Genomic DNA, 21889 nt, shown 5'->3' on the forward strand with positions numbered 1-21889 from the left:
TCTAGTTATTCGATGATACGTTTAAATGGCGGCAGAGAATCGAGTAGCGCCTTTCCATATCGCTTAGTCACGATACGGCGGTCAAGGATGATGACTGTACCAGAATCCCGCTCTTTGCGCAGTAGTCGTCCCACGGATTGAATCATTTTTTTGCTCGCTTCAGGCACTGTGATCTGCATAAAAGGATTACCGCCTTTACTTTCAATGTATTCGGCATGAGCTTGCTCTACGGGGGATGTGGGTACTGCAAAAGGTATCTTAGTGATGATCAGGTTTTCCAGTAATTCTCCTGGAAGATCAAGCCCTTCTGAAAAACTGCCAGTGCCAAATAGTATGCTAGTTTTTTGACATTGAACTAAGGTTTTATGTTTTTTTAGGATCTCTGAGCGCGACTCTTTACCTTGAACCTGTAACGTCCATCCTTTTTTTATAAAATATGAGGATAAAGCATCTGTCACCTGATTCATCTGCCAGTAGGATGAAAACAAAACAAGATTGGCTTTGTTCTTTGCAATGAGCTCTGGTAAACGATCCACTAAATAATTGGTAAACTGAGGCGCTTGAGGCTCGTAATCCATTTTCGGGACGCGTAGCTCTGCTTGGTTTTGGTAATCAAACGGGGATGCTAGAGCTAAAAACCTGACGCCATCTTCTGGCTTTTCACTGATTCCAGCTTGCCGACAGAAAAAACTAAATGAATTAAGGGCTCTCATGGTTGCAGACACAAGAACGGCGCCAATACAACGGCTCCAAAGCTGTTGATCTAATTGCCACCCGACCTCCAGTGGTGACACATTTACGACGAAGTCACCTTCACGCTCTGGGGCGACTTCCAACCATCTTGCTAGAGGTGCGCCTTTCTCGCGCTGAGGCTCAGCCATCAAATTCCAAACTTGGGCAAGATTGTCCATTCTCTGTATGTAAAAGCCAAGCTCTGCTAAAGCAGGCTCGGCAAGTCGATTGGCAAGCTCACCATCTTTGACCTGCTCAGAGATGAGGTCGGCGATCTTGGCGACAGATTGTGCACCTTTTTGAGTCATCACTTTTAATTGCTTAGATTCCTCCTCTAACCATGCAGGTAGGTCACCATTTTCGAAGCGATAACAGCCATCCTCAAATTGGTCAGCATTAAAACGACTAGCCAGTTGATTAAGAGAAGGGATGAGCTGTTGTACAGAGTCCTGAAGCTCATTCCGAAAGCGGCCTACACGCTTTTCATCAGCCAAGTTGGCAAATTTAGTCACGGATTGATTTAAACGCTCAAGCCAGCTTGACGCACCTTTTAAACTCGCGGCGGCTGAAGAGTGATCTCGTGCCACATGAGGTAGATGATGAGCCTCATCAAAAACGTAAATCGTGTTCTCGGGCTCTGGAAGAATGACGCCCCCGCCGAGATCTGCATCAGCCATGACTAGGCTGTGGTTGGCAATGATGACATCCGCTTTATCTAACTCTGAACGCGCTTTTTGGAAAGGGCAGTCACGGTGAACGGGCATGCTGTTATTACAGCTGTGTTTGTCGCTGACAATGGACTGCCAAATTTCATCAGGGATCGGCTTTGGCCAAGAATCTCTGTCACCATCCCATTTGTTTTGGGCGAGTTTCTTATACATCAACTCAAGCTGCTCGATGTCTTTTCGTTTTGGCTTGCTATCAAACATCGTCATTTGACTGCCATCGGTACTACATGCAGCAGCGAGTTTTTCTGCGCAACAATAGCGTTGCCTGCCTTTGGCCAGTATGAAAGAAAATTCTCTGTCGATCAGTCTTCTATATAAAGGGAGGTCTTTGTTGATTAACTGTTCTTGTAGCGCGACCGTTGCTGTTGAGATTACAACTTTGCGATTATTGAATAAAGCTACTGGAATCGCTGCCATTAAATAGGAGAGCGATTTCCCGATACCTGTCCCAGCTTCTGCGACAATCATACGTGTTGATTTGTGGTACTCGCCACATAGGGTTTTAGCAATCTCTGCAACGAGATAATTTTGAGCTCTGCGAGGCACAAAATGATCCAGCTGAGACTGCAAATTTTGATAACTGGTACGAATAGATTGCTGGATTTTACTGGTTGTCATACAGGAGCCTTCAATTGGGGAAGGCGATGTTAGCACATTTCTTCAAATGATATGTAGTTCACGAAATGAGATCATTTCATGCCAAATCTAGATCTCCTTCACAAAAAAAAACTGAACCTTCATAAACTTAGAGCATATTTTTTGATTTAAAAATATATCTCTCCATAAGTGTTTTTTGATTAGAGAAAAACTCTGTTTGTTAACTTTATTCTAACCAATGTTGGATTTATATATCGGAAAAATCTGTTTTTCTTTTTGATGATAGTTTACTTAGTTTGCTTATATCTTGCTCTAAAAACTATGCGTTCTGAGTCTAAGTTTTTGTAATAAAAGGTTTTTATGTTTTTTGATTTGTTTTATTTATATCATTTGACAGTGAGAGGATTCTTTTGCAATCTAGACCCCGAATTTTAGTGGCGACAACATCTGACCAGTTAGAGTTCAGAGTTGTCATCAAAAAACATAAAGGGAACCGGATAAGGATTTCCCCTATTCTATAGAAAAGGCAGTGGATTATTATGAAAAAGACTCTAGTAGCTCTTGCAATCGCTAGCATTTCAGCTTCAGCATTTGCAGCGAACGACAGCTCTCAAAACTCAAAACCTACTTTCGAGTTTGACCCAATGCACAAAGACCAGTTCTCTGTTTCTGGTTCTTGGGGCGTTGGTGGCTACTACGATACGTACTCAGAAGCATTTTACGATGACTGGGTTACGGCTCTTACAGTTGCGGTAAACTACCAAAACAATCGTCTACTAGGCTACGTAGAAGTCGATCTAGAGATGAACTTTAACTCTTCAGAGAGCGACAACGATCGAGTTAGCGCAGTTTACGGTGACCCAGTTACTTCAGGCCCTGGTACTGACGTAGATAAAGCTTGGTTAGGTTTTGACACTGACTACGGTGTTCTATCATTTGGTTGGGAAAACGATACTGCACTAGATAAAGTAGATGGTGCTGGTGATTTCACTTACGAATTCGGTGCAAGTGCAGGCGATACGTCTGATGACTACAATGTATTCAAGTTCCAAGGTTCAACTTCTGGTTTTGCATACGGTATCTCTGCTTCTGACTCTGATGATGATCGTGATGCAGCTGAATCTACATACAATGGTTACATTGGTGTTGAGCAAGAAACATTCAACATCTATGCAGGTTACGAAACTCGCGACAAAGATAATGGTGAAGAATACGAAGTTACTTCTCTATCAGGTAATGTAACTATTTCTGACCTGAAACTAGGTGCGAACTTCTGGATCAACGATTCTGAGAACGACGCGAAGTCTGGTTCAGACACAACAGGCTTCTACCTATCTACTGCTTACCCTATTACTCCTAAGCTAACATTAGCAGCAGGTTACGCAGATCAGACAACTGATTATCAGGATATCACTAAAGCAGATGAAGACTACAGCTACTTCAACGTTGCTGCTATGTACACAGTTAGTGATAAGTTTGACATGGGCGTTGATATCAAACGTGACCTAGAAGAGAAGTTTGACGACGAAGAGCAAACTTACGTATTTGCTGCTGCATACTACTACTTCTAATCTAACTTCAAGTTAGTCTAGATATTGAAGCCAGTCCTTGTGACTGGCTTTTTCTTTGTCTATAAATTAATAAGGAAAAGAGGAGGTTACATCTATCCCTATAATTCTTAAGAATTAGATATTTTTATGTCCTAATGAAGCAAGATTTATTAATCAAAACAGCTTCAATCGCACCAATGAGAGTTTCTACATGCTTGGGCTGACTAATAAACGGCGGCATCATATAAATAAGCTTACCAAAAGGCCTGATCCATACCCCCTGTTCAACAAAGAGTGCTTGTATTTTTTCCATATTGACTGGGTTGGTTGTTTCAACCACTCCAATCGCTCCCAGCCATCTAACATCAGCCACTAAGTCGTGTTTTTTTAATTTAGGCAATAGTTCTGAAAACGTGGATTGGATTTGTTGTGTCTGGTGAAGCCAATGATTTTGCTCGAGCAATTCTAAACTTGCAGCTGCTACAGCACATGCTAACGGGTTACCCATAAAAGTTGGCCCATGCATAAAACAGCCGGCTTCACCTCCACATACTGTGTCAGCAACGTCTTTTGAAGCAAGAGTGGCTGACAGTGTCATATACCCACCTGTAAGAGCTTTGCCCACACAAAGAATATCGGGCTCGACTTCTGAATGTTCACAGGCAAACATTTTTCCTGTTCTTCCAAAGCCCGTTGCTATCTCATCAAGAATCAATAGTACCCCGTACTGATCACATAGCTTACGTACCCCTTTTAGAAAGTTAGGATGGTAAATACGCATCCCTCCCGCCCCTTGAACAATAGGCTCAAGTATCACTGCTGCGATTTCGTTATGATGCTTTTTTAGCTTCGAGGCGAAGTCCTCAAGATCAGAGTCATCCCACTCCTGATGGAAGCCAATTTTTGGGGATTCAGCAAAGATATGTTCTGGAAGAAAGCCCTTGTATAGAGAGTGCATGGAATTGTCAGGATCGGTGACTGACATAGCTGCAAAAGTATCACCGTGATAACCATCTCTGAGCGTTAGGAACTTAGGCCGCTTTTCTCCTTTGGCATGCCAATATTGAAGCGCCATTTTCAAACTTACTTCAACGGCAACAGAGCCTGAATCTGCGACAAAGACATGTTTAAGGTTAGTGGGAGTGAGAGAAAGGAGCTTTTTGCATAAATGAATCGCTGGGTCGTGAGTTATGCCACCAAACATCACATGCGACATTTTTTCTATTTGTTCATGAGCTGCTTTATTAAGATGAGGATGGTTGTAACCATGAATAGCCGACCACCAAGAAGACATACCATCAATTAACTCTCTGCCATCTTCAAGTTGAATATAAACACCTTTAGCTGATGTCACGGGGTAGCAGGTCAGAGGTGTCAGTGTCGACGTATAGGGATGCCATATATGGCGGCGGTCAAACTCAAGATCCATTAATATTTCCTAAATACAATTCGAGTAAAAAAAAACCAAATGTAAACTTTTGATTTTAAATTTAATTGACAGTTTAACGCGCGTCAGTAGACTAGCCAAGTCAAGAAACTAACAATAATAGTAAGGAATACATGTGGAAGTACGTCATAACTGGACCGTGGCTGAAGTACGCGAGCTAATGGCAAAACCGTTTATGGATCTTCTTTTTGAAGCGCAGTTAGTCCATCGTCACTATCAACAACACAACCACGTACAGGTCAGTACGTTACTTTCTATTAAAACTGGGGCTTGTCCTGAAGACTGTAAATACTGCCCTCAAAGTGCGCGTTATCAGACTGACATTGAAAGAGAGCGTTTGATGGAAGTGGAACGCGTGCTCGATGCTGCACAAAAAGCGAAAAGTGCAGGTTCGACGCGTTTTTGTATGGGGGCTGCTTGGAAGAACCCAAAAGCTCGTGACATGCCGCACCTGACCGAAATGATTAAGGGCGTAAAAGGAATGGGGCTTGAGACTTGTATGACTTTGGGAATGCTGACTCCAGACCAAGCAAAAGAGCTGGCTGATGCTGGTCTGGATTATTACAACCACAACCTCGATACCTCTCCAGAGTTTTACGGCAATATTATTACGACACGCACTTATCAAGATCGTCTTGATACATTGTCTCACGTGCGTGATGCTGGCATGAAAATTTGCTCGGGTGGCATCATCGGCATGGGGGAAAGTGCTAACGATCGAGCAGGCTTGTTGGTTGAATTGGCTAACTTACCCACTCACCCTGAAAGTGTGCCAATCAATATGCTGGTCAAAGTCAAAGGTACACCACTGGAAGAAGTCGACGATGTTGAGCCCTTCGACTTTATTCGTCTGATTGCCATTGCTCGTATCTTGATGCCCAAGTCGGCGGTTCGTTTGTCTGCTGGCCGTGAAAATATGAATGAGCAAATGCAAGCTCTGTGTTTTATGGCTGGTGCGAACTCGGTGTTTTATGGATGTAAATTGCTGACCACACCAAACCCGTCTGAAGATAAAGACATGCAATTGTTTAATAAGCTGGGTATCAATAGTCAGGAAGTCTCCCAGCGCCCAGATGAAATTGAAGAAAATGACTTGCTTGACCAAGTTGTTGAGCGTGTAGCTGCTCGCCCTACGCAAGACGATCTTTTCTACGATGCCAGTGTTTAGCGACCGTATCCGCCAATCCCTGATATCAAGAAAACATCAGGGATTGGAACGCTCACTTCAAATGGTTGGGGCTGGTAACAGTGCTAACCTGCTCTTTGAAGGCAAACCTTACATCAACTTTTCCAATAATGATTATTTAGGCCTTGCTGCCGACAAAGAGTTGGCCATTGCATGGCAGCGTGGATTAGATCTGTATGGTAATGGCAGTGGAGCCTCCCCGCTGGTAACCGGATATTCAAAAGCGCACCACAATTTAGAAGTTTCTCTATGTGACTGGCTAGGTTATGAACGCGCTATTTTGTTCAGTTCAGGTTTTTCTGCTAACCAAGCATTGCTATTTAGCCTATTGCATAAAGACGATCTTCTCCTCCAAGACAAACGGAATCATGCGTCACTAATGGAAGCTGGCATGCTCTCTCCAGCGAAAATGAAACGCTTTCACCACAATGACCCAGCTCATTTACAAACCCTATTGGAGCGAAGTGCTCTTGTTGTGACAGAGGGAGTGTTTAGTATGGATGGCGATTTGGCTCCTCTTGCAAAGATACATGCTGTCACGCGAGGAGGCTCTTGGTTGGTTGTGGATGATGCGCACGGTATTGGCGTGCTCGGAAAAGAAGGACGAGGCAGTTGTCACTTTGCTGGTATTCAGCCAGAGGTACTCATTGTTACCTTTGGTAAAGCTCTGGGGCTCTCTGGTGCTGCTATCATGTGCAACAAAGAAACCGGAGACTACTTAACTCAATTCGCTCGACACCATGTCTACTCGACCGCTATACCTCCCTCTCAAGCGTTTGCGCTTACCCACGCTGTTCATATGGTGCGAAATCAAGCTTGGAGGAGAGAGAAGCTTCAAGAGCTACAAGAAGAGTACAAACAGTGCTTTTCTTCGTTTGAAGGCTATGTTGATACACCAACCCCGATCAAACCGTTGTTACTGGGAGAGAGCCAACTTTCGGTCAAAGTTGCAGATTCTGTCAGGCAATCAGGTTATTGGCTAACGGCGATTAGGCCCCCAACAGTGGCGAAAAATTCAGCAAGGCTTAGGGTGACTCTCTCAGTTAATCACTCTGTACAACAAGTTCGAGAGTTGGCGAACATCGTTGAGACTGCGATGGAGAAGGAATATTGATGGAACAAGCGACTTTAGTACAGAAGACTTGTCTGCAAGACAAATCTGCCATCGCAGAAGCGTTTGGAAAAGCCGCGAATACCTATGACAGTCATGCCGCTTTTCAAAGAGAAGTGGGAGAGCGTTTATTAGAAAGGCTACCTCAAAATCTTTTTGGTAAAACAGTACTCGATTTGGGCTGCGGGACTGGGTATTTTTCTGAGAAACTTCGCGAACGTGGGGCTTTAGTGATCTGTTGTGACTTATCTCAACAAATGTTGAATAAAGCAAAAGAGAGGTGTGGCTCTGAGAGGGTTAAATATCAGCAAGCAGATGCTGAGTCCTTACCATTTCGTGATAGTTCGGTAGATTATGTGTTTTCTAGTCTTGCACTGCAATGGTGTGAAGACTTATCACTGCCCTTACGCGAAATGCGCAGAGTGATCAAACCTCAAGGTAAAGCCTATTTCTCTACATTGTTAGACGGCTCTCTAAAAGAGTTGAAGTGCGCGTGGCGTGAAATTGATTCATATCAACACGTCAACGATTTTATCAGCAGCAATCAGGTAAAAATTGCGTTAGCGCAATCTGGTAACCAGAACCATCATCTAGACTTGCCTACCATGACAGTTTGGTACGATACCGCGTTTGCACTAATGCGTGATTTAAAGGGGATTGGAGCCAATCATGTTAACGGTCGTTCACATGGGTTGACCAGTCGCAGTACATTGCTGCAAGTTGAACGGGCGTATCGACAGTTCAAAAACCATCAAGGTCTTCTACCTGCAACTTATCAGGTTTGTTTAGGGGTTATACATCTATGATTGATGCATTTTTTATTGCTGGTACGGACACCGATGTTGGTAAAACAGTTGCTTCAAAGGCAATTCTGAACGCGTTAGCGCAAAAGGACTTAAAAACTATTGGTTATAAACCTGTCGCGGCAGGTTGTGAAAAAACATCGCACGGATACCGTAATTCTGACGCATTGTACCTTCAAAGTGCGGCAACACTTGACGTCGATTATGATGACGTCAATCCATATGCATTAGAGCTACCAGCGTCACCACATATTGCGGCGAAACGAGAAGGGGTCAATATTCAATATTCTGTTCTGAGTGAGAAACTGGCAGAACACAAAGCGAAATCCGATGTGGTGTTGGTTGAAGGGGCGGGTGGCTGGCGTGTGCCAGTGTCTGATGCAGATTGCCTTTCAAGCTGGGTTCAACAAGAGAACTTACCGGTCATACTGGTGGTAGGTATAAAACTAGGCTGTTTGAGCCATGCCATGTTAACTGTTGATGCTATTAAAGCTGATGGCATAAATGTAATTGGTTGGGTGGCTAACCGAGTCAATCCAGGCACTGAGCATTATGCTGATATCATTGAAATGCTAGAGCAGAAAATAGAAGCCCCTAAACTTGGAGAGATTCCCTACGTACCGAGTGTTAAACAGAAAGACTTGGCCAAATATATTGATGTCTCAACTTTGCTCACAGTGTAGTAGTCATCACTTAACCTAAACAAAAAGGCTGCCATTGGCAGCCTTTGTCTTCTTTATGTTCTATGTTTACTTGTCTTGGTTTAAGCCCATCAGTGCTTGTTGGGTATCAGAGATACGCTTTTGTGCATGTTGCTCTGAAGAAATACCAAGTTGCTGCTTGGCTTCTTCCTCTGAAATACCAAGGTGGCAGCATAGTAGGTCAATAGCCATTTGATAGTTGTTAGTTTCAACCATGATTTTGTCCTTTTCACACATGGGTATTTGAATCTGATAACAATCTAGCACGCTTTAGTCTAGGTACAATAAGACCAAAGTCTAATATCTCTGTATTATGTTGGTGCTTTTTTGATTGTTTGGTGGCGTATGAAATAAGAAGTTTTCACAATTTTTACAGCTAAGAAAACAAATGTTTCAATTTGCATCTATCCCTTGTATTTAAAAGGGATAGACTATATCTATTAATTAGACATAAAGCCTTGGTGCGACGTTCGTATCGGTGAGGCAAATCATTAAGCTTCCAGTTTCGGAGAAAAGTAATGAAGCGAGTAATGCTGTTTTTGGCGACCAACCTAGCCGTTGTGCTGGTTTTGAGCGTTGTTCTTAATATTGTTTATGCGGTAACCGGGATGCAACCAGGCAGCTTATCGGGGCTGCTGATCATGGCTGCGGTATTTGGTTTTGGTGGCTCTTTCATCTCGTTAATGATGTCAAAAGGCATGGCTTTGCGCTCGGTTGGTGGCATGGTTATTGAGAGTCCACGTAACGAGACCGAACACTGGCTGCTAGAAACCGTTCGACGCCAGTCTGAGCAAGTGGGTATTGGTATGCCAACTGTTGCTATTTATGACTCTGCAGATATCAATGCGTTTGCGACAGGAGCTAAGCGCAATGACTCATTGGTCGCGGTCTCTACTGGCCTACTTCATAATATGACGCGTGATGAAGCCGAAGCTGTACTTGCGCATGAGGTGAGCCACATTGCTAATGGTGATATGGTCACGATGACACTGATGCAAGGTGTTGTGAACACGTTTGTTATCTTCCTATCACGTTTCATTGCGAATATTGTGTCTTCTAATGATGAAGAAGAAGGCGGTAGCAATATGATGGTTTACTTTGGGGTTTCCATTGTTCTTGAACTCGTTTTTGGCTTCCTCGCCAGCTTTATTACTATGTGGTATAGCCGTCACCGTGAGTTCCATGCGGATGCAGGTGCTGCGCAGCTGGTTGGTAAGCACAAAATGATTGCTGCGTTAGAGCGTTTGAAAGTCAGCCATGAATCCCAACTTGAAGGCTCCATGATGGCATTTGGTATTAATGGCAAACGTTCAATGACAGAGCTACTGATGAGTCACCCACCATTGGACAAGCGCATTGCGGCGTTGCGTAACTCATAAGTTTTTGATTTAACGAAAAGGCTTGATTCTATATCAAGCCTTTTTTGATCCCTTCCTATCGAATCGACGTACAAATGTACAAATTAAACTTTTACAAAATTTATATTTGTACAACTCAAGAAAGTGACCTAATCTTTAGTTTATCTTGTACATAAAAATATTTTGTATAACTAAATTGCTTATCGGAGAAGGCATGAACGTCGAGTCGGTTGGTCAAGTCTACCAGCAACTAAGTAAAAGCAATCTGTATCTGTTGAACGATGTGTATCACCAAGATGTGACCTTTGAAGATTCAGCGCATCGCCTCCAAGGTTGGCAGGCCTTACAAAGTTATTTCGATAGTCTTTACACTAATGTCAGACGCTGTGACTTTGATATAAAAGAACATCAGCAATTAGGCGACAGTGGATTCTTGACTTGGTCAATGTCGCTAGAGCACCCCAAGCTGCAAAAAGGTAAGACGGTTGTCGTCAATGGAGTCAGTCATCTCAAGTTCAAAGATGGCAGGGTGATCTATCACCGGGATTATTTCGACCTAGGTGAAATGCTGTATGAAAATCTACCTTTGCTTGGCTCAATCATCAAAACAATCAAGCAGAGGCTAGGACAATGACTTGTGTTCTCATCACTGGTGCCACATCTGGTATCGGCAGGCAACTTGCTGAAGATTATGCTAAAGCGGGTTATGAAGTAGTGGCTTGTGGAAGAAACCAACAAGCGCTTGAAGAGCTAAGATCGAGCTCTCCTTTTATTACTACACTTGAGTTCGATTTAACCGAGTTATCTAATACAAAACGGTCGCTAGAAACTCTAGAGGTTATACCTGAGGTTTGGATATTTAACGCTGGTGATTGCGAGTATATAGACGACGGTGTCATTGATGCCCAATTGATTAAGCGCGTATTCGAAATCAATGTGATTGGTCTTGCCAACGCTATTGAAGCCAGTCAGCACCACTTTCAACCCGGGCACATTGTTGCTCTGGTGGGGTCTATCGCCAGTGAAGTAGCGTTACCAAGAGCAGAAGCCTACGGTGCATCTAAAGCCGCGGTGAGTTATCTAGGCCGAACACTTCAACTCGACTTGGATAAGAAAAACATCTTAGTGTCACTCATATATCCAGGCTTTGTCAAAACGCCTCTTACGGACAAAAACACATTTCCAATGCCAATGCTGGTATCGGTACAACAGGCTTCTGAAGCAATACGGAAAGGGCTGTCGGCACGTAAACCTTACATTTACTTTCCGCGAAGATTTACAACGCTATTGCGTCTCATCGGCACGATGCCATACCGCTGGCAGAAGTGGCTTACCGCCAAATTGATCTCAGAGTAAGAGGATTCACAATGAAAATAGCCATAATCGGGACAGGTATCTCTGGGTTGACATGCGCTTATCATCTCAACAAGCAACATGATGTCACTCTTTTTGAAGCCAACGACTATATTGGTGGCCACACTGCTACGGTCAATGTTGAGGTGCAAGGTGAGAACTATGCAGTCGACACTGGCTTTATTGTTTACAATGATAGGACTTATCCCAATTTCATTGCCATGATGAAGCAAGTTGGTGTCGAAGGTATTCCAACGCAGATGAGCTTTAGCGTGCGCAATGACGGTTGTGGCCTAGAGTATAACGGCCATACATTATCGACACTTTTCGCGCAGAAAAGAAATTGGTTCAATCCTAAATTCTACGCTTTCATATTCGAGATCTTACGCTTCAACAAACAGGTAAAACAGTTAGTCAAGCAAGCTAATGAACCTGAAAAAACGCTTGGCGAATTTTTATCAGAAGAGAAGTTTAGTGACTATTTTTGCGACAACTATATCTTACCCATGGGGGCTGCTATCTGGTCTTCCACGTTGGCTGATATGCGTGCTTTTCCTCTTCAGTTTTTTGCTCGTTTCTTTCTGAATCATGGGTTACTCGATGTACTGAACAGACCTCAGTGGTACGTTGTGAAAGGAGGCTCAAATGCTTATGTTGAGCCGCTAACCCGTGAGTTCGCACATCGTATACGGCTGTCAACGCCGGTTAAATCTGTCCGCAGAGAGCAACTTGGTGTACGAATCGACCTAGGTCAGCGAACTGAACGCTTTGACCAAGTGATTTTTGCATGTCACAGCGATCAGGCGCTAGCTTTGCTACAGGATGCTAATGACCTAGAGAATGAAGTGCTTAGTCAGTTGGAGTACCAAGCCAATGAGGTCACACTTCATACGGACGAAAGTTTACTTCCCAAGCGAAAATCAGCGTGGGCTTCTTGGAATTATTGGTTAAATGGAGAGCAAGGTGAAAGTGAGCGTCCGCCAACGCTGACCTACAACATGAACATACTGCAGCACATACAAGCTCCCGTGACATTCTGTGTTTCTTTAAACAGTTCACACCTGATAGAGCCGAGCAAAGTGCTTAAAACATTTACCTATCATCACCCTGTTTTTAGTGAACAATCGATGCGCGCTCAAAAGCGCCGCCCTGACATAAATGGACAGGATAAAGTTTGGTTTTGTGGCGCCTATTGGTATAACGGGTTCCATGAAGACGGGGTAAAAAGTGCTTTGGATGTCGTGAGAGAGCTTCGCCTTCGTGATGAAGAAGAACGACAGAGAGGTGCCGCATAATGAAGCCTGAGCATGGCTGCTCTCTGCTTGTTGGTGACGTAAGACATCGACGCTTTAGCCCAGTAGAGCATCAGTTAAAATACCCCATTTTTATGCCTTGTATTGATTTGGACCAGATCAGAGCAGTGGAAAAATCTGTATGGGGGTTTGGGCAGAAGTGGTGGCACTGGGCGAGATTCAAACGAACGGATTACCTTGGGGAAGGAGATCTAAAACGCGCGGTATTCGATAAGATAGAAGAATTGACTGGAGAGAAAGTGGATGGTCGCGTTGAGGCAGTTATTCACCTTCGCTATCTCGGGATCTATTTCAGTCCGGTAAACTTCTACTATGTTTATAACAAGGGTGGAGATTGGCGTTATCTGTTGGCTGAGGTAAGTAATACTCCCTGGAATCAAAGGCACTACTATGCAGTTCCTGCTTTCGATGAAACATTGTGGCGACACAGCAAAGCATTTCATGTGTCCCCTTTTAACCCCATAGAACAAGAATATGTTTGGCGGTTGAAACCCTTAGGGAAGAAGCTTTCTATTCATCTTGAGTGTCATCGGGATCAAAAGGAATTTGATGCCACGCTCAGTATGAGTAAGCAACCACTTACATCAAGGATACTCCTTAAACATTTGATTAGAACGCCGTTAATGGCAGCAAAAATGTTGTCAGGCATATACTGGCATGCGTTTAAGTTGTGGTGTAAAGGTGCACCGTTCTACTCACATCCTAAATATAAAATAAAGCCGGAAGCCTCTTCCGGAAAATATAAATCGAGAGATCAGGTTAAGGAGCATAGGACATGATCAACTCCCAAACTTTAGGTTACTCATCATCACTGAGCGCAGGGCAAAAAACAGCGCGCAGTTTGGCAATGTCATTCCTAAAAAAAATCACATCAGGTTCACTCACTGTCATAGAATCTTTCTCACAGTCAGAAGTTAGAGCAACTTTTGGCGCAGCGCAGACATCACGGTTACATGCGGTCATTGAGATCAAACACCCGAGTTTTTACGCAAGGTTGCTTAAAGGTGGCAGTATTGCTGCTGGTGAAGCTTATATGGATGGTTGGTGGGATAGCCCGGATTTAACCAAGCTGATGGAATTGATGGCCTTAAATTTAAAAACCTTAGATTCTATCGAAGGACAGAGTAGTTTTATTTCCCGCATATCTTACCAACTCGGGCATTGGTTCAATCGCAATACAGAGAAAAATGCCGCGAAGAATATTAGTGCTCATTATGATTTGAGTAACGAGCTTTATGAAACCTTTCTTGATAAAGAGATGTTGTATTCGGCAGCCCTCTTCAACTCAGCGTCAGATAGCTTAGAGCAAGCTCAGCTCAATAAAATGGAAAGGCTATGTCAGCAGCTTGAGCTGACATCCAGTGATAGGGTGATTGAGATTGGTACCGGTTGGGGAGGGATGGCGATATACATGGCGGAAAAGTATGGCTGCCATGTAACGACTACCACGATATCGGAGCAACAGTACCAGTACGCTCAACAGAAGATAATCGAAAAGGGACTTGAGCATAAGATAACTCTACTAAAACAGGATTACAGACAGTTAAAAGGCCATTACGATAAGTTAGTGTCTATTGAGATGATCGAAGCGGTGGGCAAAGAATACTTGGGGTCATATATCGACAAATGTCAGTCCCTTTTAAGACCACAAGGGTTAATGGCGATTCAAGCGATAACCATTGCCGATCAAAGGTACGATTACTACAGCAACAATGTAGATTTTATCCAGAAGTATATTTTTCCTGGCGGTTTCTTACCCTCGATAACAGCCTTAACTCACGCGACGACGACTCATAGCGATCTAGTCTTGAGAAACCTGTTCGATATTGGCTTAGATTATGCGAACACTTTGAAAGAGTGGCATGCAAGGTTTGTGGCATCGGAGAGAGACGTAAGACAACTAGGGTTTGATGAGACGTTTATTCGTATGTGGAAATATTATTTTTGCTATTGCGAGGGTGGATTCCGTGCAAGAAGTATCAGCACGGTACATATGACTTTTCAAAAGGCTTGATATGACAAACAAAAGGCTGATCGTATACTCTCTCTGGTTCCAAGTTGTCTGGCTTATCGCGGTATTAGGCCGGGAGGACTTTCAGTGGGTGGCAGTTGGCCTTGTTGTTGTTAGTTACGTATACAGCCAGTTAGTCGCACCGATAAAGCTTGAACGAGTGTTTTTAATGGCGGTAATGGGCGTCGTTGTTGATTACGCCAATATGACGCTGGGGATCTTTCGTTTCCAATTCAGTGAATTCCCGATTTGGTTGATGGCACTCTGGTTTATTTTTGCTTGGTATGCGTATTTTCTTGCCCCACTAGTGAGCCGATTTCCAATTTTTCTCGTATCTATATTAGGAGGAATTGGAGGAGCACTCAGTTATTTAGCAGGAGAAAAACTGGGCGCAGTCTATTTTCCTTTACCGACAACCACAACGATTCTTATATTAATGGTCGAGTGGTTACTCATAATTGCTGCTGTGATAAAGGTTTATGGAAATACGTCAAATAAAATCGGTTACGCTGGCAGGGTTAATCGCTAGCTCTTTAACCATCAGTACAAGCATAAAAGCTGATGCTGTGAGTGATAAAAATTGGCAGGAGTGGCGCCAAGTTGGGAGTGCTCAACTTACTTATTTCTTTTTCGAAATCTACCATTCTCAGCTTCTCACACCTACTGGTAATTATACCCAAAGCGGAGATCTTTCCCCACATCCTCTCGCTTTATCTATTGAGTATCAAAGAGATATTAGCCAAAAGCAGTTGGTTAATGCCACCAGAGAGCAGTGGGAGAAACTTGGCTATTCTGACACTGGCCCATGGGTTACTCAGTTAGAAAAAATCTTCCCAGATATCAAAGATGGACAGCAACTGACCTACGTATCCGATGGTGATAAAGGACGTTTCTACTTTTCTTCTCATCAAGAAAAAAATCAGTGGATTGGATCGATTACGGATCCGAAGCTCAATGACGCGTTTCTTGCGATCTGGCTATCTCCTCAAACGCAATACCCAAAGCTTAGACAAGACTTAATTGGAGCTAAGTAGCATGCGAAAAATGAAAACGGCCATCATCGGTGTACTTTTAACGATACTTATCGGTTGTTCGACAGAAGTTTCTGAATATAAAGGAAGTACGCCAGCTTTTAATCTATTTGAGTACTTCGATGGTGAAGTGACCGCTTGGGGAATGGTTCAAGATTATACCAATAAACAGCAGCGTCGTTTTAAGGTTGACATCGTTGGCACTATTAATGGAGATACCATAACTCTCGTTGAAGACTTTGTGTTTGATGATGGCGAGCTTGACCAGAGAATTTGGAAAATTAAGCGATTAAGTGACAGCACTTATGAGGGGGAAGCGGGGGATATATTGGGTATTGCGCAAGGTAAAGAAGTAGGTAATGCGCTCCACTGGGTATACGACTTTGAGCTGACCCTTGATGATTCAAAGGTGAAGGTCACTTTTGATGATTGGTTATTCAGACAGGACGATCGACATGTATTTAATATCACCAGTATTCGTAAGTTGGGTGTTGAAGTCGGTCAAATCACTTTGTTCTTTCAAAAACGGACACCGAATTAACTCGATAGCTTTCAGGTAATTGGAGTCAAAAAGAAAGGGTTGACGTTGTTACGTCAACCCTGTTGTTTTTATACCGTGTTCTATTACAGCTTATCTGTCAATTCAATCGCTTGACCGATGTAGTTAGCTGGCGTCATCTCTTTCAGACGTGCTTTCTCGTGCTCAGGAAGCTCAAGGCCATCGATAAAGTGACGCATAGCTTCGCCATCTACACGCTTGCCACGAGTTAGCTCTTTAAGTTTCTCGTATGGCTTTTCGATGCCGTAACGGCGCATAACTGTTTGTACTGGTTCAGCTAGAACTTCCCAGTTTTGGTCTAGTTCAGCAAGTAGCGCTTCGCGGTTTACTTCTAGTTTGCTAATACCCTTCAGAGTCGAAGTGTATGCAATGATTGCGTAGCCAACACCAACACCCAGGTTACGAAGAACCGTTGAGTCAGTTAGGTCACGTTGCCAGCGAGAAACAGGCAGCTTCTGAGCTAAGTGGCTAAATACCGCATTTGCTAGACCAAGGTTACCTTCGGAGTTTTCGAAGTCAATTGGGTTAACTTTGTGTGGCATTGTTGATGAACCGATCTCACCAGCAATTGTCTTCTGCTTGAAGTGACCAAGAGCGATGTAGCCCCAAACGTCACGGTCGAAGTCTAGAAGGATAGTGTTGAAACGTGCAACCGCGTCGAACAATTCAGCGATGTAATCGTGTGGTTCGATTTGAGTTGTGTAAGGGTTCCAAGTTACGTCAAGAGATTCAGTGATGAACTCTTCGCTAAATTGGTGCCAATCAACTTCAGGGTATGCAGATAGGTGAGCGTTGTAGTTGCCCACTGCGCCGTTGATTTTTGCTAGAATTTCAACGTTTGCAATTTGCTTGTATTGACGCTCCATACGGTACGCAACGTTCGCCATTTCTTTACCCATAGTAGATGGAGAAGCTGGCTGACCGTGTGTACGAGACAGAAGTGGGATATCGCGGTATTCAACGGCAAGTGCTTTGATAGCGTCGATGATGTTTTTGATTTCAGGAAGAATCACTTCGTCACGAGCTTCTTTCAGCATTAGCGCGTGAGACGTGTTGTTAATGTCTTCTGAAGTACAAGCAAAGTGAATGAACTCGTTTACCGCGTGAAGCTCAGGAACACCAGCTACTTTCTCTTTTAGAAAATACTCAACCGCTTTAACGTCGTGGTTAGTGGTACGTTCGATTTCTTTGATGCGCGCTGCGTCCTCTTCCGAGAAGTTTGCTGCTAACTCATCAAGGAACTGGTTTGCTTCTGCACTGAAAGCTGGTACTTCTTTGATTGCATCAGTGGCTGCTAGCTTTTGCAACCAACGAATTTCAACGATAGAGCGGTACTTTAGAAGGCCGAACTCGCTAAAAATGCTGCGAAGTGCAATGGTCTTACTTCCGTAACGGCCGTCTACTGGCGAAACAGCAGTCAATGCTGACAGTTCCATGATGTTCTCCTGAATTGAGTGTCTAAATTTCGTGAGCTTTATACCAATAACTTACGCAATTGTCACGCACATTGCGCAAACGTTTGCTTTGGGTTTGTTCTGGTAGAAAAAATACGCTCGCGTCGTGACGCGAGCGGTATGATTAAGCCTTACATTCTGGCGAGTAGGATTTGAGCTTGTTCAACCATCTTCTTACGCCCGAAGATAAGGTGACGGCGCTTGCCTCCGACTTGACGCCAAAGCACTGCGCTTCGAATACCCGATAGCAGCAATGCTCTAACCTTGTTCTGGTTACCTGTCTGCTGTAGGACAGAAGGGGTACCCGTGACTTGGATTCTAGGACCAATTGGGCTAATGACATCGAGATAGATACTGGCCAAGTTGCTGATCATTTGGTCGTCAAGCAACTCAAAGTGATCAAGCTGTCTTTCGATCATCTGGATACGATCACCAAGTTGAGACATTGCATCGTTACGGCCACTCAGCTTACGTTCTAACGCCATCAGGCTAATAATGTAGCGAGTAATTTCACTACCAGTAGGGGTACTATCAATGCCTTTCACTAGGCACTCAAGTCCTAGCTTTAAATCCGACTCACGACCATAAACACTAACGGTGTTGCTTGGGTTAATGTTGAGGATCGCTTTTAGTGACGTTTCAAACGCATCAGAGTCACAGTGACCATTTTTCGCGACCTGTTGAACCAGAGCGACAGCTTGGCAAATTCCTGCAAATGCGATGGTGCGATCGTAAAGTGCGTTAGCCACGTAGTAATACTCCTAAATGCGTTGAATTAAATTCGTTCTTCAATGATGCCGCCACCTAAGCAGACATCGTCTTTATAAAATACCGCTGACTGACCAGGAGTCACGGCGACCTGGGGATCGTCGAAGATTACTTTGATCGTTTCATCATCAATAGGGATGAGAGTACATGGAATATCTGTCTGACGGTAACGCGTTTTCACGCTGCACTGAACAGGTGCTTCGATGACTTCACGGTCTACCCAGTGTAGTTGAGAGGCAATTAGCCCTTGAGACTTTAGTAATGGATGATCAGCGCCTTGAACTGCGATAAGTACGTTACGCTTTAAATCTTTATCAGCAACGTACCAAGGATCTTCATTGCCGCCACCACCTTTCTGGCCACCAATATGCAGGCCTTTACGTTGTCCCAAAGTGTGATACATCAGACCTTGGTGCTCACCGATCACTTTACCTTCAGGTGTTTCGATCTTACCTGGTTGTGCCGGTAAATAGCGTGACAAGAAGTCGGTGAATTTACGCTCACCGATGAAGCAGATTCCGGTTGAGTCTTTTTTCTTAGCGGTAATCAAATCTTGCTCTTCTGCAATACGACGTACTTCAGGCTTTTCTAGTTCACCGACAGGGAAAAGACTGCGAGCGATTTGCTCACTGCTGAGTGTGTACAAGAAATAGCTTTGATCTTTATTACCATCAAGGCCACGAAGCATTTGAGGTTTTTCGCCGTTTTCAGGGAAAGTACGGCGTACGTAGTGACCCATTGCGATGTAGTCGGCATCGAGCACTTCATCGGCGAATTCAAGAAAAGCTTTGAACTTGATTTCTTTGTTACAAAGGATATCTGGGTTAGGGGTGCGGCCTGCTTTGTATTCTGCCAAAAAGTATTCAAAAACGTTGTCCCAGTACTCTGCAGCAAAGTTGATGGTGTGCAGATGAATACCTAGCTTGTCACAAACGGCTTGAGCGTCAGCCAAATCTTCTGCAGCAGTACAGTATTCTTCGTTATCGTCTTCCTCCCAGTTCTTCATGAACAGTCCTTCGACCTGATAGCCCTGTTGTTTCAGAAGATACGCGGAAACGGATGAGTCGACACCGCCAGACATGCCGACGATAACTTTCTTTTTACTGTTGTCAGTACAGTTCTCAGACATTACTAAACACCACACAATTTAACTGGAGGCAGATCTTAACAGAAAGCGTTTCGAGGTGACAGTTCCGAGATCGAACTCACACTTCGATTTTGCTGCAATTTTACTCGCACGTAACTGAAATCTACGATTTTATGACTATAGACAGCCTATATATGGCATAGTTGACGAAATTCAAGTTAAACAAGGTGTAAACATGAGTGATGATAACCAATTCATGTCGGAAGCAGAGCTGATTGAGATTGTTGAAAATCAGCTTGAAGATGGTGAGCCGCTGAAGGTTAAAGAAACGCTAATGCGATTGATGATGACGGGAACACCAAAAGACGAAGCCATAGCGATGATGGCTTGTGCTGTTTCGATTGAAATATTTGATGTCATGAAAAACGAGGGTAAATTCAACTTAAAGCGCTACTCTGAGCACTTAGACAGGCTCCCCGATATAGGGTTTATGGAAGGCGAATAAGCCTCCATTTAGGTACCCAATGTGCCACTCAAATAGAGCTGGCATATTTTTCATACAGACCCTTGAAGGGTTCTATGAATCCCTCTTATTTATTACATCAAGATTAAATTTTAGTGGCAAACGTTTGCTATAATTCCAGTTATTGCCGCGTTAGGTAGTGCGAGGTAGAATCCGGCATCCTTTCATCCCTTACTCAGAATATTTGTTATGAAGTTTCCTGGCCAACGAAAATCTAAGCACTATTTTCCTGTGCATGCGCGTGACCCTTTAGTGAGTCAATCTCAAGAAAGCAAGAAAATGTCCAGCACGCACATTATTGGTATTGACCAAACTTTGGTCGATATTGAAGCGAAAGTAAGCTCGGAGCTTATTGAGAAATACAAGCTGAGTAAAGGTCACTCATTAGTCATAGATGATGCTACTGCAGAAGCGCTTTATAATGAGTTGAAAGATAATGCCCTCATCACCAATGAATATGCTGGTGGGACGATCGGTAATACACTTCATAACTATTCTGTTCTGGCCGATGATCGTTCAACACTTTTGGGTGTCATGAGCCAAGATATTAAGATCGGAAGTTACGGCTTTCGCTATTTGTGCAACACTTCAAGCCGGATGGATTTGAATTACCTTCAAGGTGTTGATGGTGCAATTGGTCGGTGTTTTGCTCTCATTTCTGATGATGGTGAACGGACGTTTGCTATTAGCGAAGGTCAGATGAATCAATTACATCCAAGTAGTATTCCTGAAACGATTTTCGAGAATGCCTCTGCTTTAGTATTAACCGCCTATTTAGTGCGTTGCAAAGAAGGTGATCCAATGCCGGAAGCGACGATGAAAGCCATTGAATATGCGAAGAAATACAATGTGCCAGTCGTTCTTACTCTCGGAACGAAATTCGTGATTCAAGATGATCCTGTATTCTGGCAAGACTTTTTGCGTGACCACGTTAGCGTCGTAGCAATGAATGAGGATGAAGCTGAGGCGTTAACGGGTGAGTCCGATCCGTTAGCGGCGTCAGATAAGACATTGGAGTGGGTAGATTTGGTTCTCTGTACCGCCGGTCCTGTGGGTCTATTTATGGCAGGTTATACTGAGGAAGCGGCCAAGCGTCAGACTTCTCTACCATTACTTCCAGGTAGTATTGCTGAATTTAATCGTTTTGAATTTAGTCGTCCAGCAGCGAAAGCGGCCTGTGAGAACCCAATTAAGGTGTATTCGCATATTTCACCTTACATGGGGGGGCCAGAAAAAATTAAAAATACTAATGGGGCAGGTGATGCAGCATTGTCCGCGTTATTGCATGATATGGCTGCGAATAAATACCATAAAGAAAATGTGCCTAATTCAAGTAAGCATGCACATACGTTCTTGACATATTCGTCATTCTCTCAGGTTTGCAAATATTCAAATCGTGCTAGTTATGAGGTTTTAGTTCAGCATTCACCACGCCTATCACGAGGCTTGCCAGAGCGTGAAGATAGTTTAGAAGAAGCATATTGGGAACGTTAATTCAGTAATAATTAATTACAAAAAAACCTCGCATAGCGAGGTTTTTTACAATACAAAAGTGTTTATTAAAAACTCTTCTATAA

The 21889-nt window shown here is 43.6% G+C and carries 22 protein-coding genes; 16 read left to right on the forward strand and 6 right to left on the reverse strand.

The window, feature by feature from the left end; all coding sequences use genetic code 11:
• Nucleotides 1–5 precede the first annotated feature (5 nt).
• A complete protein-coding gene (gene dinG / locus L1D15_RS08745) occupies nucleotides 6–2078 on the reverse strand; it encodes an ATP-dependent DNA helicase DinG (protein ID WP_239875329.1) in 2073 nt (690 codons plus the stop codon).
• A 518-nt stretch (nucleotides 2079–2596) separates the two neighbouring features.
• On the opposite strand from dinG, the gene L1D15_RS08750 reads away from it, so the two are divergent.
• Entirely contained in the window at nucleotides 2597–3628 is a 1032-nt protein-coding gene (locus tag L1D15_RS08750) for a porin (protein WP_239875330.1), read from the forward strand.
• A gap of 124 nt (nucleotides 3629–3752) precedes the next feature.
• Here the strand turns inward: L1D15_RS08750 and bioA are convergent, their stop codons facing one another.
• The gene (gene bioA, locus L1D15_RS08755; protein WP_239875331.1) at nucleotides 3753–5036 is read right to left on the reverse strand and encodes an adenosylmethionine--8-amino-7-oxononanoate transaminase; all 1284 of its coding nucleotides are present in this window, start codon (nucleotides 5034–5036) and stop codon (nucleotides 3753–3755) included.
• A gap of 133 nt (nucleotides 5037–5169) precedes the next feature.
• Between bioA and bioB the strand changes: the two genes are divergently transcribed.
• Genes bioB through bioD form a run of 4 tightly spaced genes read left to right on the forward strand, consistent with a single transcriptional unit; the run spans nucleotide 5170 to nucleotide 8837 of the window.
• Nucleotides 5170–6222, forward strand: coding sequence for a biotin synthase BioB (bioB, locus tag L1D15_RS08760; protein ID WP_239875332.1), 1053 nt, complete (start codon nucleotides 5170–5172; stop codon nucleotides 6220–6222).
• Nucleotides 6209–7354, forward strand: coding sequence for an 8-amino-7-oxononanoate synthase (locus L1D15_RS08765; protein ID WP_239875333.1), 1146 nt, complete (start codon nucleotides 6209–6211; stop codon nucleotides 7352–7354). Before bioB ends, L1D15_RS08765 begins: the two co-directional genes overlap by 14 nt.
• Nucleotides 7354–8157, forward strand: coding sequence for a malonyl-ACP O-methyltransferase BioC (gene bioC / locus L1D15_RS08770; RefSeq protein ID WP_239875334.1), 804 nt, complete (start codon nucleotides 7354–7356; stop codon nucleotides 8155–8157). The genes L1D15_RS08765 and bioC overlap by 1 nt, the downstream gene beginning before the upstream one ends.
• Complete coding sequence (bioD, locus tag L1D15_RS08775) at nucleotides 8154–8837, forward strand: dethiobiotin synthase (RefSeq protein ID WP_239875335.1); 684 nt, start codon at nucleotides 8154–8156, stop codon at nucleotides 8835–8837. Before bioC ends, bioD begins: the two co-directional genes overlap by 4 nt.
• Before the next feature lie 66 nt (nucleotides 8838–8903).
• Here the strand turns inward: bioD and L1D15_RS08780 are convergent, their stop codons facing one another.
• Nucleotides 8904–9071 (reverse strand): hypothetical protein, encoded by a 168-nt coding sequence (locus L1D15_RS08780; RefSeq protein ID WP_239868054.1) that lies wholly within the window; start codon nucleotides 9069–9071, stop codon nucleotides 8904–8906.
• A 302-nt stretch (nucleotides 9072–9373) separates the two neighbouring features.
• On the opposite strand from L1D15_RS08780, the gene htpX reads away from it, so the two are divergent.
• The 9 genes from htpX (at nucleotide 9374) to L1D15_RS08825 (ending at nucleotide 16462) form a co-directional block, all read left to right on the forward strand.
• Nucleotides 9374–10234, forward strand: a complete 861-nt coding sequence (htpX, locus tag L1D15_RS08785) for a protease HtpX (RefSeq protein ID WP_006962801.1) — start codon at nucleotides 9374–9376, stop codon at nucleotides 10232–10234.
• 193 nt (nucleotides 10235–10427) lie between these two features.
• Nucleotides 10428–10847, forward strand: a complete 420-nt coding sequence (locus tag L1D15_RS08790) for a nuclear transport factor 2 family protein (RefSeq protein ID WP_239868056.1) — start codon at nucleotides 10428–10430, stop codon at nucleotides 10845–10847.
• Complete coding sequence (locus L1D15_RS08795) at nucleotides 10844–11569, forward strand: SDR family NAD(P)-dependent oxidoreductase (protein WP_239875336.1); 726 nt, start codon at nucleotides 10844–10846, stop codon at nucleotides 11567–11569. The genes L1D15_RS08790 and L1D15_RS08795 overlap by 4 nt, the downstream gene beginning before the upstream one ends.
• 11 nt (nucleotides 11570–11580) lie before the next feature.
• Nucleotides 11581–12861 (forward strand): NAD(P)/FAD-dependent oxidoreductase, encoded by a 1281-nt coding sequence (locus L1D15_RS08800; RefSeq protein WP_239875337.1) that lies wholly within the window; start codon nucleotides 11581–11583, stop codon nucleotides 12859–12861.
• Nucleotides 12861–13658: a DUF1365 family protein gene (locus L1D15_RS08805; protein WP_239875338.1), complete on the forward strand. Its 798-nt coding sequence runs from the start codon at nucleotides 12861–12863 to the stop codon at nucleotides 13656–13658. Before L1D15_RS08800 ends, L1D15_RS08805 begins: the two co-directional genes overlap by 1 nt.
• Nucleotides 13655–14893, forward strand: coding sequence for a cyclopropane-fatty-acyl-phospholipid synthase family protein (locus tag L1D15_RS08810; RefSeq protein ID WP_239868081.1), 1239 nt, complete (start codon nucleotides 13655–13657; stop codon nucleotides 14891–14893). The genes L1D15_RS08805 and L1D15_RS08810 overlap by 4 nt, the downstream gene beginning before the upstream one ends.
• A 1-nt stretch (nucleotide 14894) precedes the next feature.
• A complete protein-coding gene (locus L1D15_RS08815) occupies nucleotides 14895–15419 on the forward strand; it encodes a DUF2878 domain-containing protein (protein WP_239875339.1) in 525 nt (174 codons plus the stop codon).
• Nucleotides 15370–15924: a chalcone isomerase family protein gene (locus L1D15_RS08820; protein WP_239875340.1), complete on the forward strand. Its 555-nt coding sequence runs from the start codon at nucleotides 15370–15372 to the stop codon at nucleotides 15922–15924. Before L1D15_RS08815 ends, L1D15_RS08820 begins: the two co-directional genes overlap by 50 nt.
• A 1-nt stretch (nucleotide 15925) precedes the next feature.
• Nucleotides 15926–16462: a DUF3833 domain-containing protein gene (locus tag L1D15_RS08825; RefSeq protein ID WP_239875341.1), complete on the forward strand. Its 537-nt coding sequence runs from the start codon at nucleotides 15926–15928 to the stop codon at nucleotides 16460–16462.
• Nucleotides 16463–16545: 83 nt separating this feature from the next.
• On the opposite strand, the gene purB is transcribed toward L1D15_RS08825, so the two are convergent.
• From purB to mnmA, 3 genes are all read right to left on the reverse strand, one after another.
• Nucleotides 16546–17916, reverse strand: a complete 1371-nt coding sequence (purB, locus tag L1D15_RS08830) for an adenylosuccinate lyase (protein ID WP_239875342.1) — start codon at nucleotides 17914–17916, stop codon at nucleotides 16546–16548.
• Nucleotides 17917–18065: 149 nt separating this feature from the next.
• Entirely contained in the window at nucleotides 18066–18683 is a 618-nt protein-coding gene (gene hflD, locus L1D15_RS08835; protein ID WP_239875343.1) for a high frequency lysogenization protein HflD, read from the reverse strand.
• Between the two features lie 26 nt (nucleotides 18684–18709).
• Nucleotides 18710–19831 (reverse strand): tRNA 2-thiouridine(34) synthase MnmA, encoded by a 1122-nt coding sequence (mnmA, locus tag L1D15_RS08840; RefSeq protein WP_239875344.1) that lies wholly within the window; start codon nucleotides 19829–19831, stop codon nucleotides 18710–18712.
• 193 nt (nucleotides 19832–20024) lie between these two features.
• On the opposite strand from mnmA, the gene L1D15_RS08845 reads away from it, so the two are divergent.
• Both L1D15_RS08845 and L1D15_RS08850 read left to right on the forward strand, forming a co-directional pair.
• On the forward strand, nucleotides 20025–20294 hold the full coding sequence (locus L1D15_RS08845) for a hypothetical protein (RefSeq protein ID WP_239836718.1): 270 nt from the start codon (nucleotides 20025–20027) through the stop codon (nucleotides 20292–20294).
• Nucleotides 20295–20501: 207 nt separating this feature from the next.
• The gene (locus tag L1D15_RS08850) at nucleotides 20502–21806 is read left to right on the forward strand and encodes an inosine/guanosine kinase (RefSeq protein WP_239868101.1); all 1305 of its coding nucleotides are present in this window, start codon (nucleotides 20502–20504) and stop codon (nucleotides 21804–21806) included.
• Nucleotides 21807–21889: the final 83 nt, after the last annotated feature.

The organism is Vibrio sp. Isolate25 (genome assembly GCF_022398025.1).
GTDB classification, from domain to species: Bacteria; Pseudomonadota; Gammaproteobacteria; order Enterobacterales; family Vibrionaceae; genus Vibrio; species Vibrio coralliilyticus_A.

Excerpts from the sequence above, each read along its gene's own strand:
- L1D15_RS08845 (WP_239836718.1), top strand. The coding sequence starts at position 20,025 with ATGAGTGATGATAACCAATTCATGTCGGAAGCAGAGCTGATTGAGATT.
- L1D15_RS08750 (WP_239875330.1), top strand. The coding sequence starts at position 2,597 with ATGAAAAAGACTCTAGTAGCTCTTGCAATCGCTAGCATTTCAGCTTCA.
- L1D15_RS08800 (WP_239875337.1), top strand. The coding sequence starts at position 11,581 with ATGAAAATAGCCATAATCGGGACAGGTATCTCTGGGTTGACATGCGCT.
- L1D15_RS08780 (WP_239868054.1), bottom strand. The coding sequence starts at position 9,071 with ATGGTTGAAACTAACAACTATCAAATGGCTATTGACCTACTATGCTGC.
- htpX (WP_006962801.1), top strand. The coding sequence starts at position 9,374 with ATGAAGCGAGTAATGCTGTTTTTGGCGACCAACCTAGCCGTTGTGCTG.
- mnmA (WP_239875344.1), bottom strand. The coding sequence starts at position 19,831 with ATGTCTGAGAACTGTACTGACAACAGTAAAAAGAAAGTTATCGTCGGC.
- L1D15_RS08825 (WP_239875341.1), top strand. The coding sequence starts at position 15,926 with ATGCGAAAAATGAAAACGGCCATCATCGGTGTACTTTTAACGATACTT.
- dinG (WP_239875329.1), bottom strand. The coding sequence starts at position 2,078 with ATGACAACCAGTAAAATCCAGCAATCTATTCGTACCAGTTATCAAAAT.
- L1D15_RS08850 (WP_239868101.1), top strand. The coding sequence starts at position 20,502 with ATGAAGTTTCCTGGCCAACGAAAATCTAAGCACTATTTTCCTGTGCAT.
- bioC (WP_239875334.1), top strand. The coding sequence starts at position 7,354 with ATGGAACAAGCGACTTTAGTACAGAAGACTTGTCTGCAAGACAAATCT.
- bioD (WP_239875335.1), top strand. The coding sequence starts at position 8,154 with ATGATTGATGCATTTTTTATTGCTGGTACGGACACCGATGTTGGTAAA.
- L1D15_RS08765 (WP_239875333.1), top strand. The coding sequence starts at position 6,209 with ATGCCAGTGTTTAGCGACCGTATCCGCCAATCCCTGATATCAAGAAAA.
- purB (WP_239875342.1), bottom strand. The coding sequence starts at position 17,916 with ATGGAACTGTCAGCATTGACTGCTGTTTCGCCAGTAGACGGCCGTTAC.
- L1D15_RS08810 (WP_239868081.1), top strand. The coding sequence starts at position 13,655 with ATGATCAACTCCCAAACTTTAGGTTACTCATCATCACTGAGCGCAGGG.
- L1D15_RS08805 (WP_239875338.1), top strand. The coding sequence starts at position 12,861 with ATGAAGCCTGAGCATGGCTGCTCTCTGCTTGTTGGTGACGTAAGACAT.
- L1D15_RS08820 (WP_239875340.1), top strand. The coding sequence starts at position 15,370 with ATGGAAATACGTCAAATAAAATCGGTTACGCTGGCAGGGTTAATCGCT.
- L1D15_RS08795 (WP_239875336.1), top strand. The coding sequence starts at position 10,844 with ATGACTTGTGTTCTCATCACTGGTGCCACATCTGGTATCGGCAGGCAA.
- L1D15_RS08790 (WP_239868056.1), top strand. The coding sequence starts at position 10,428 with ATGAACGTCGAGTCGGTTGGTCAAGTCTACCAGCAACTAAGTAAAAGC.
- bioA (WP_239875331.1), bottom strand. The coding sequence starts at position 5,036 with ATGGATCTTGAGTTTGACCGCCGCCATATATGGCATCCCTATACGTCG.
- L1D15_RS08815 (WP_239875339.1), top strand. The coding sequence starts at position 14,895 with ATGACAAACAAAAGGCTGATCGTATACTCTCTCTGGTTCCAAGTTGTC.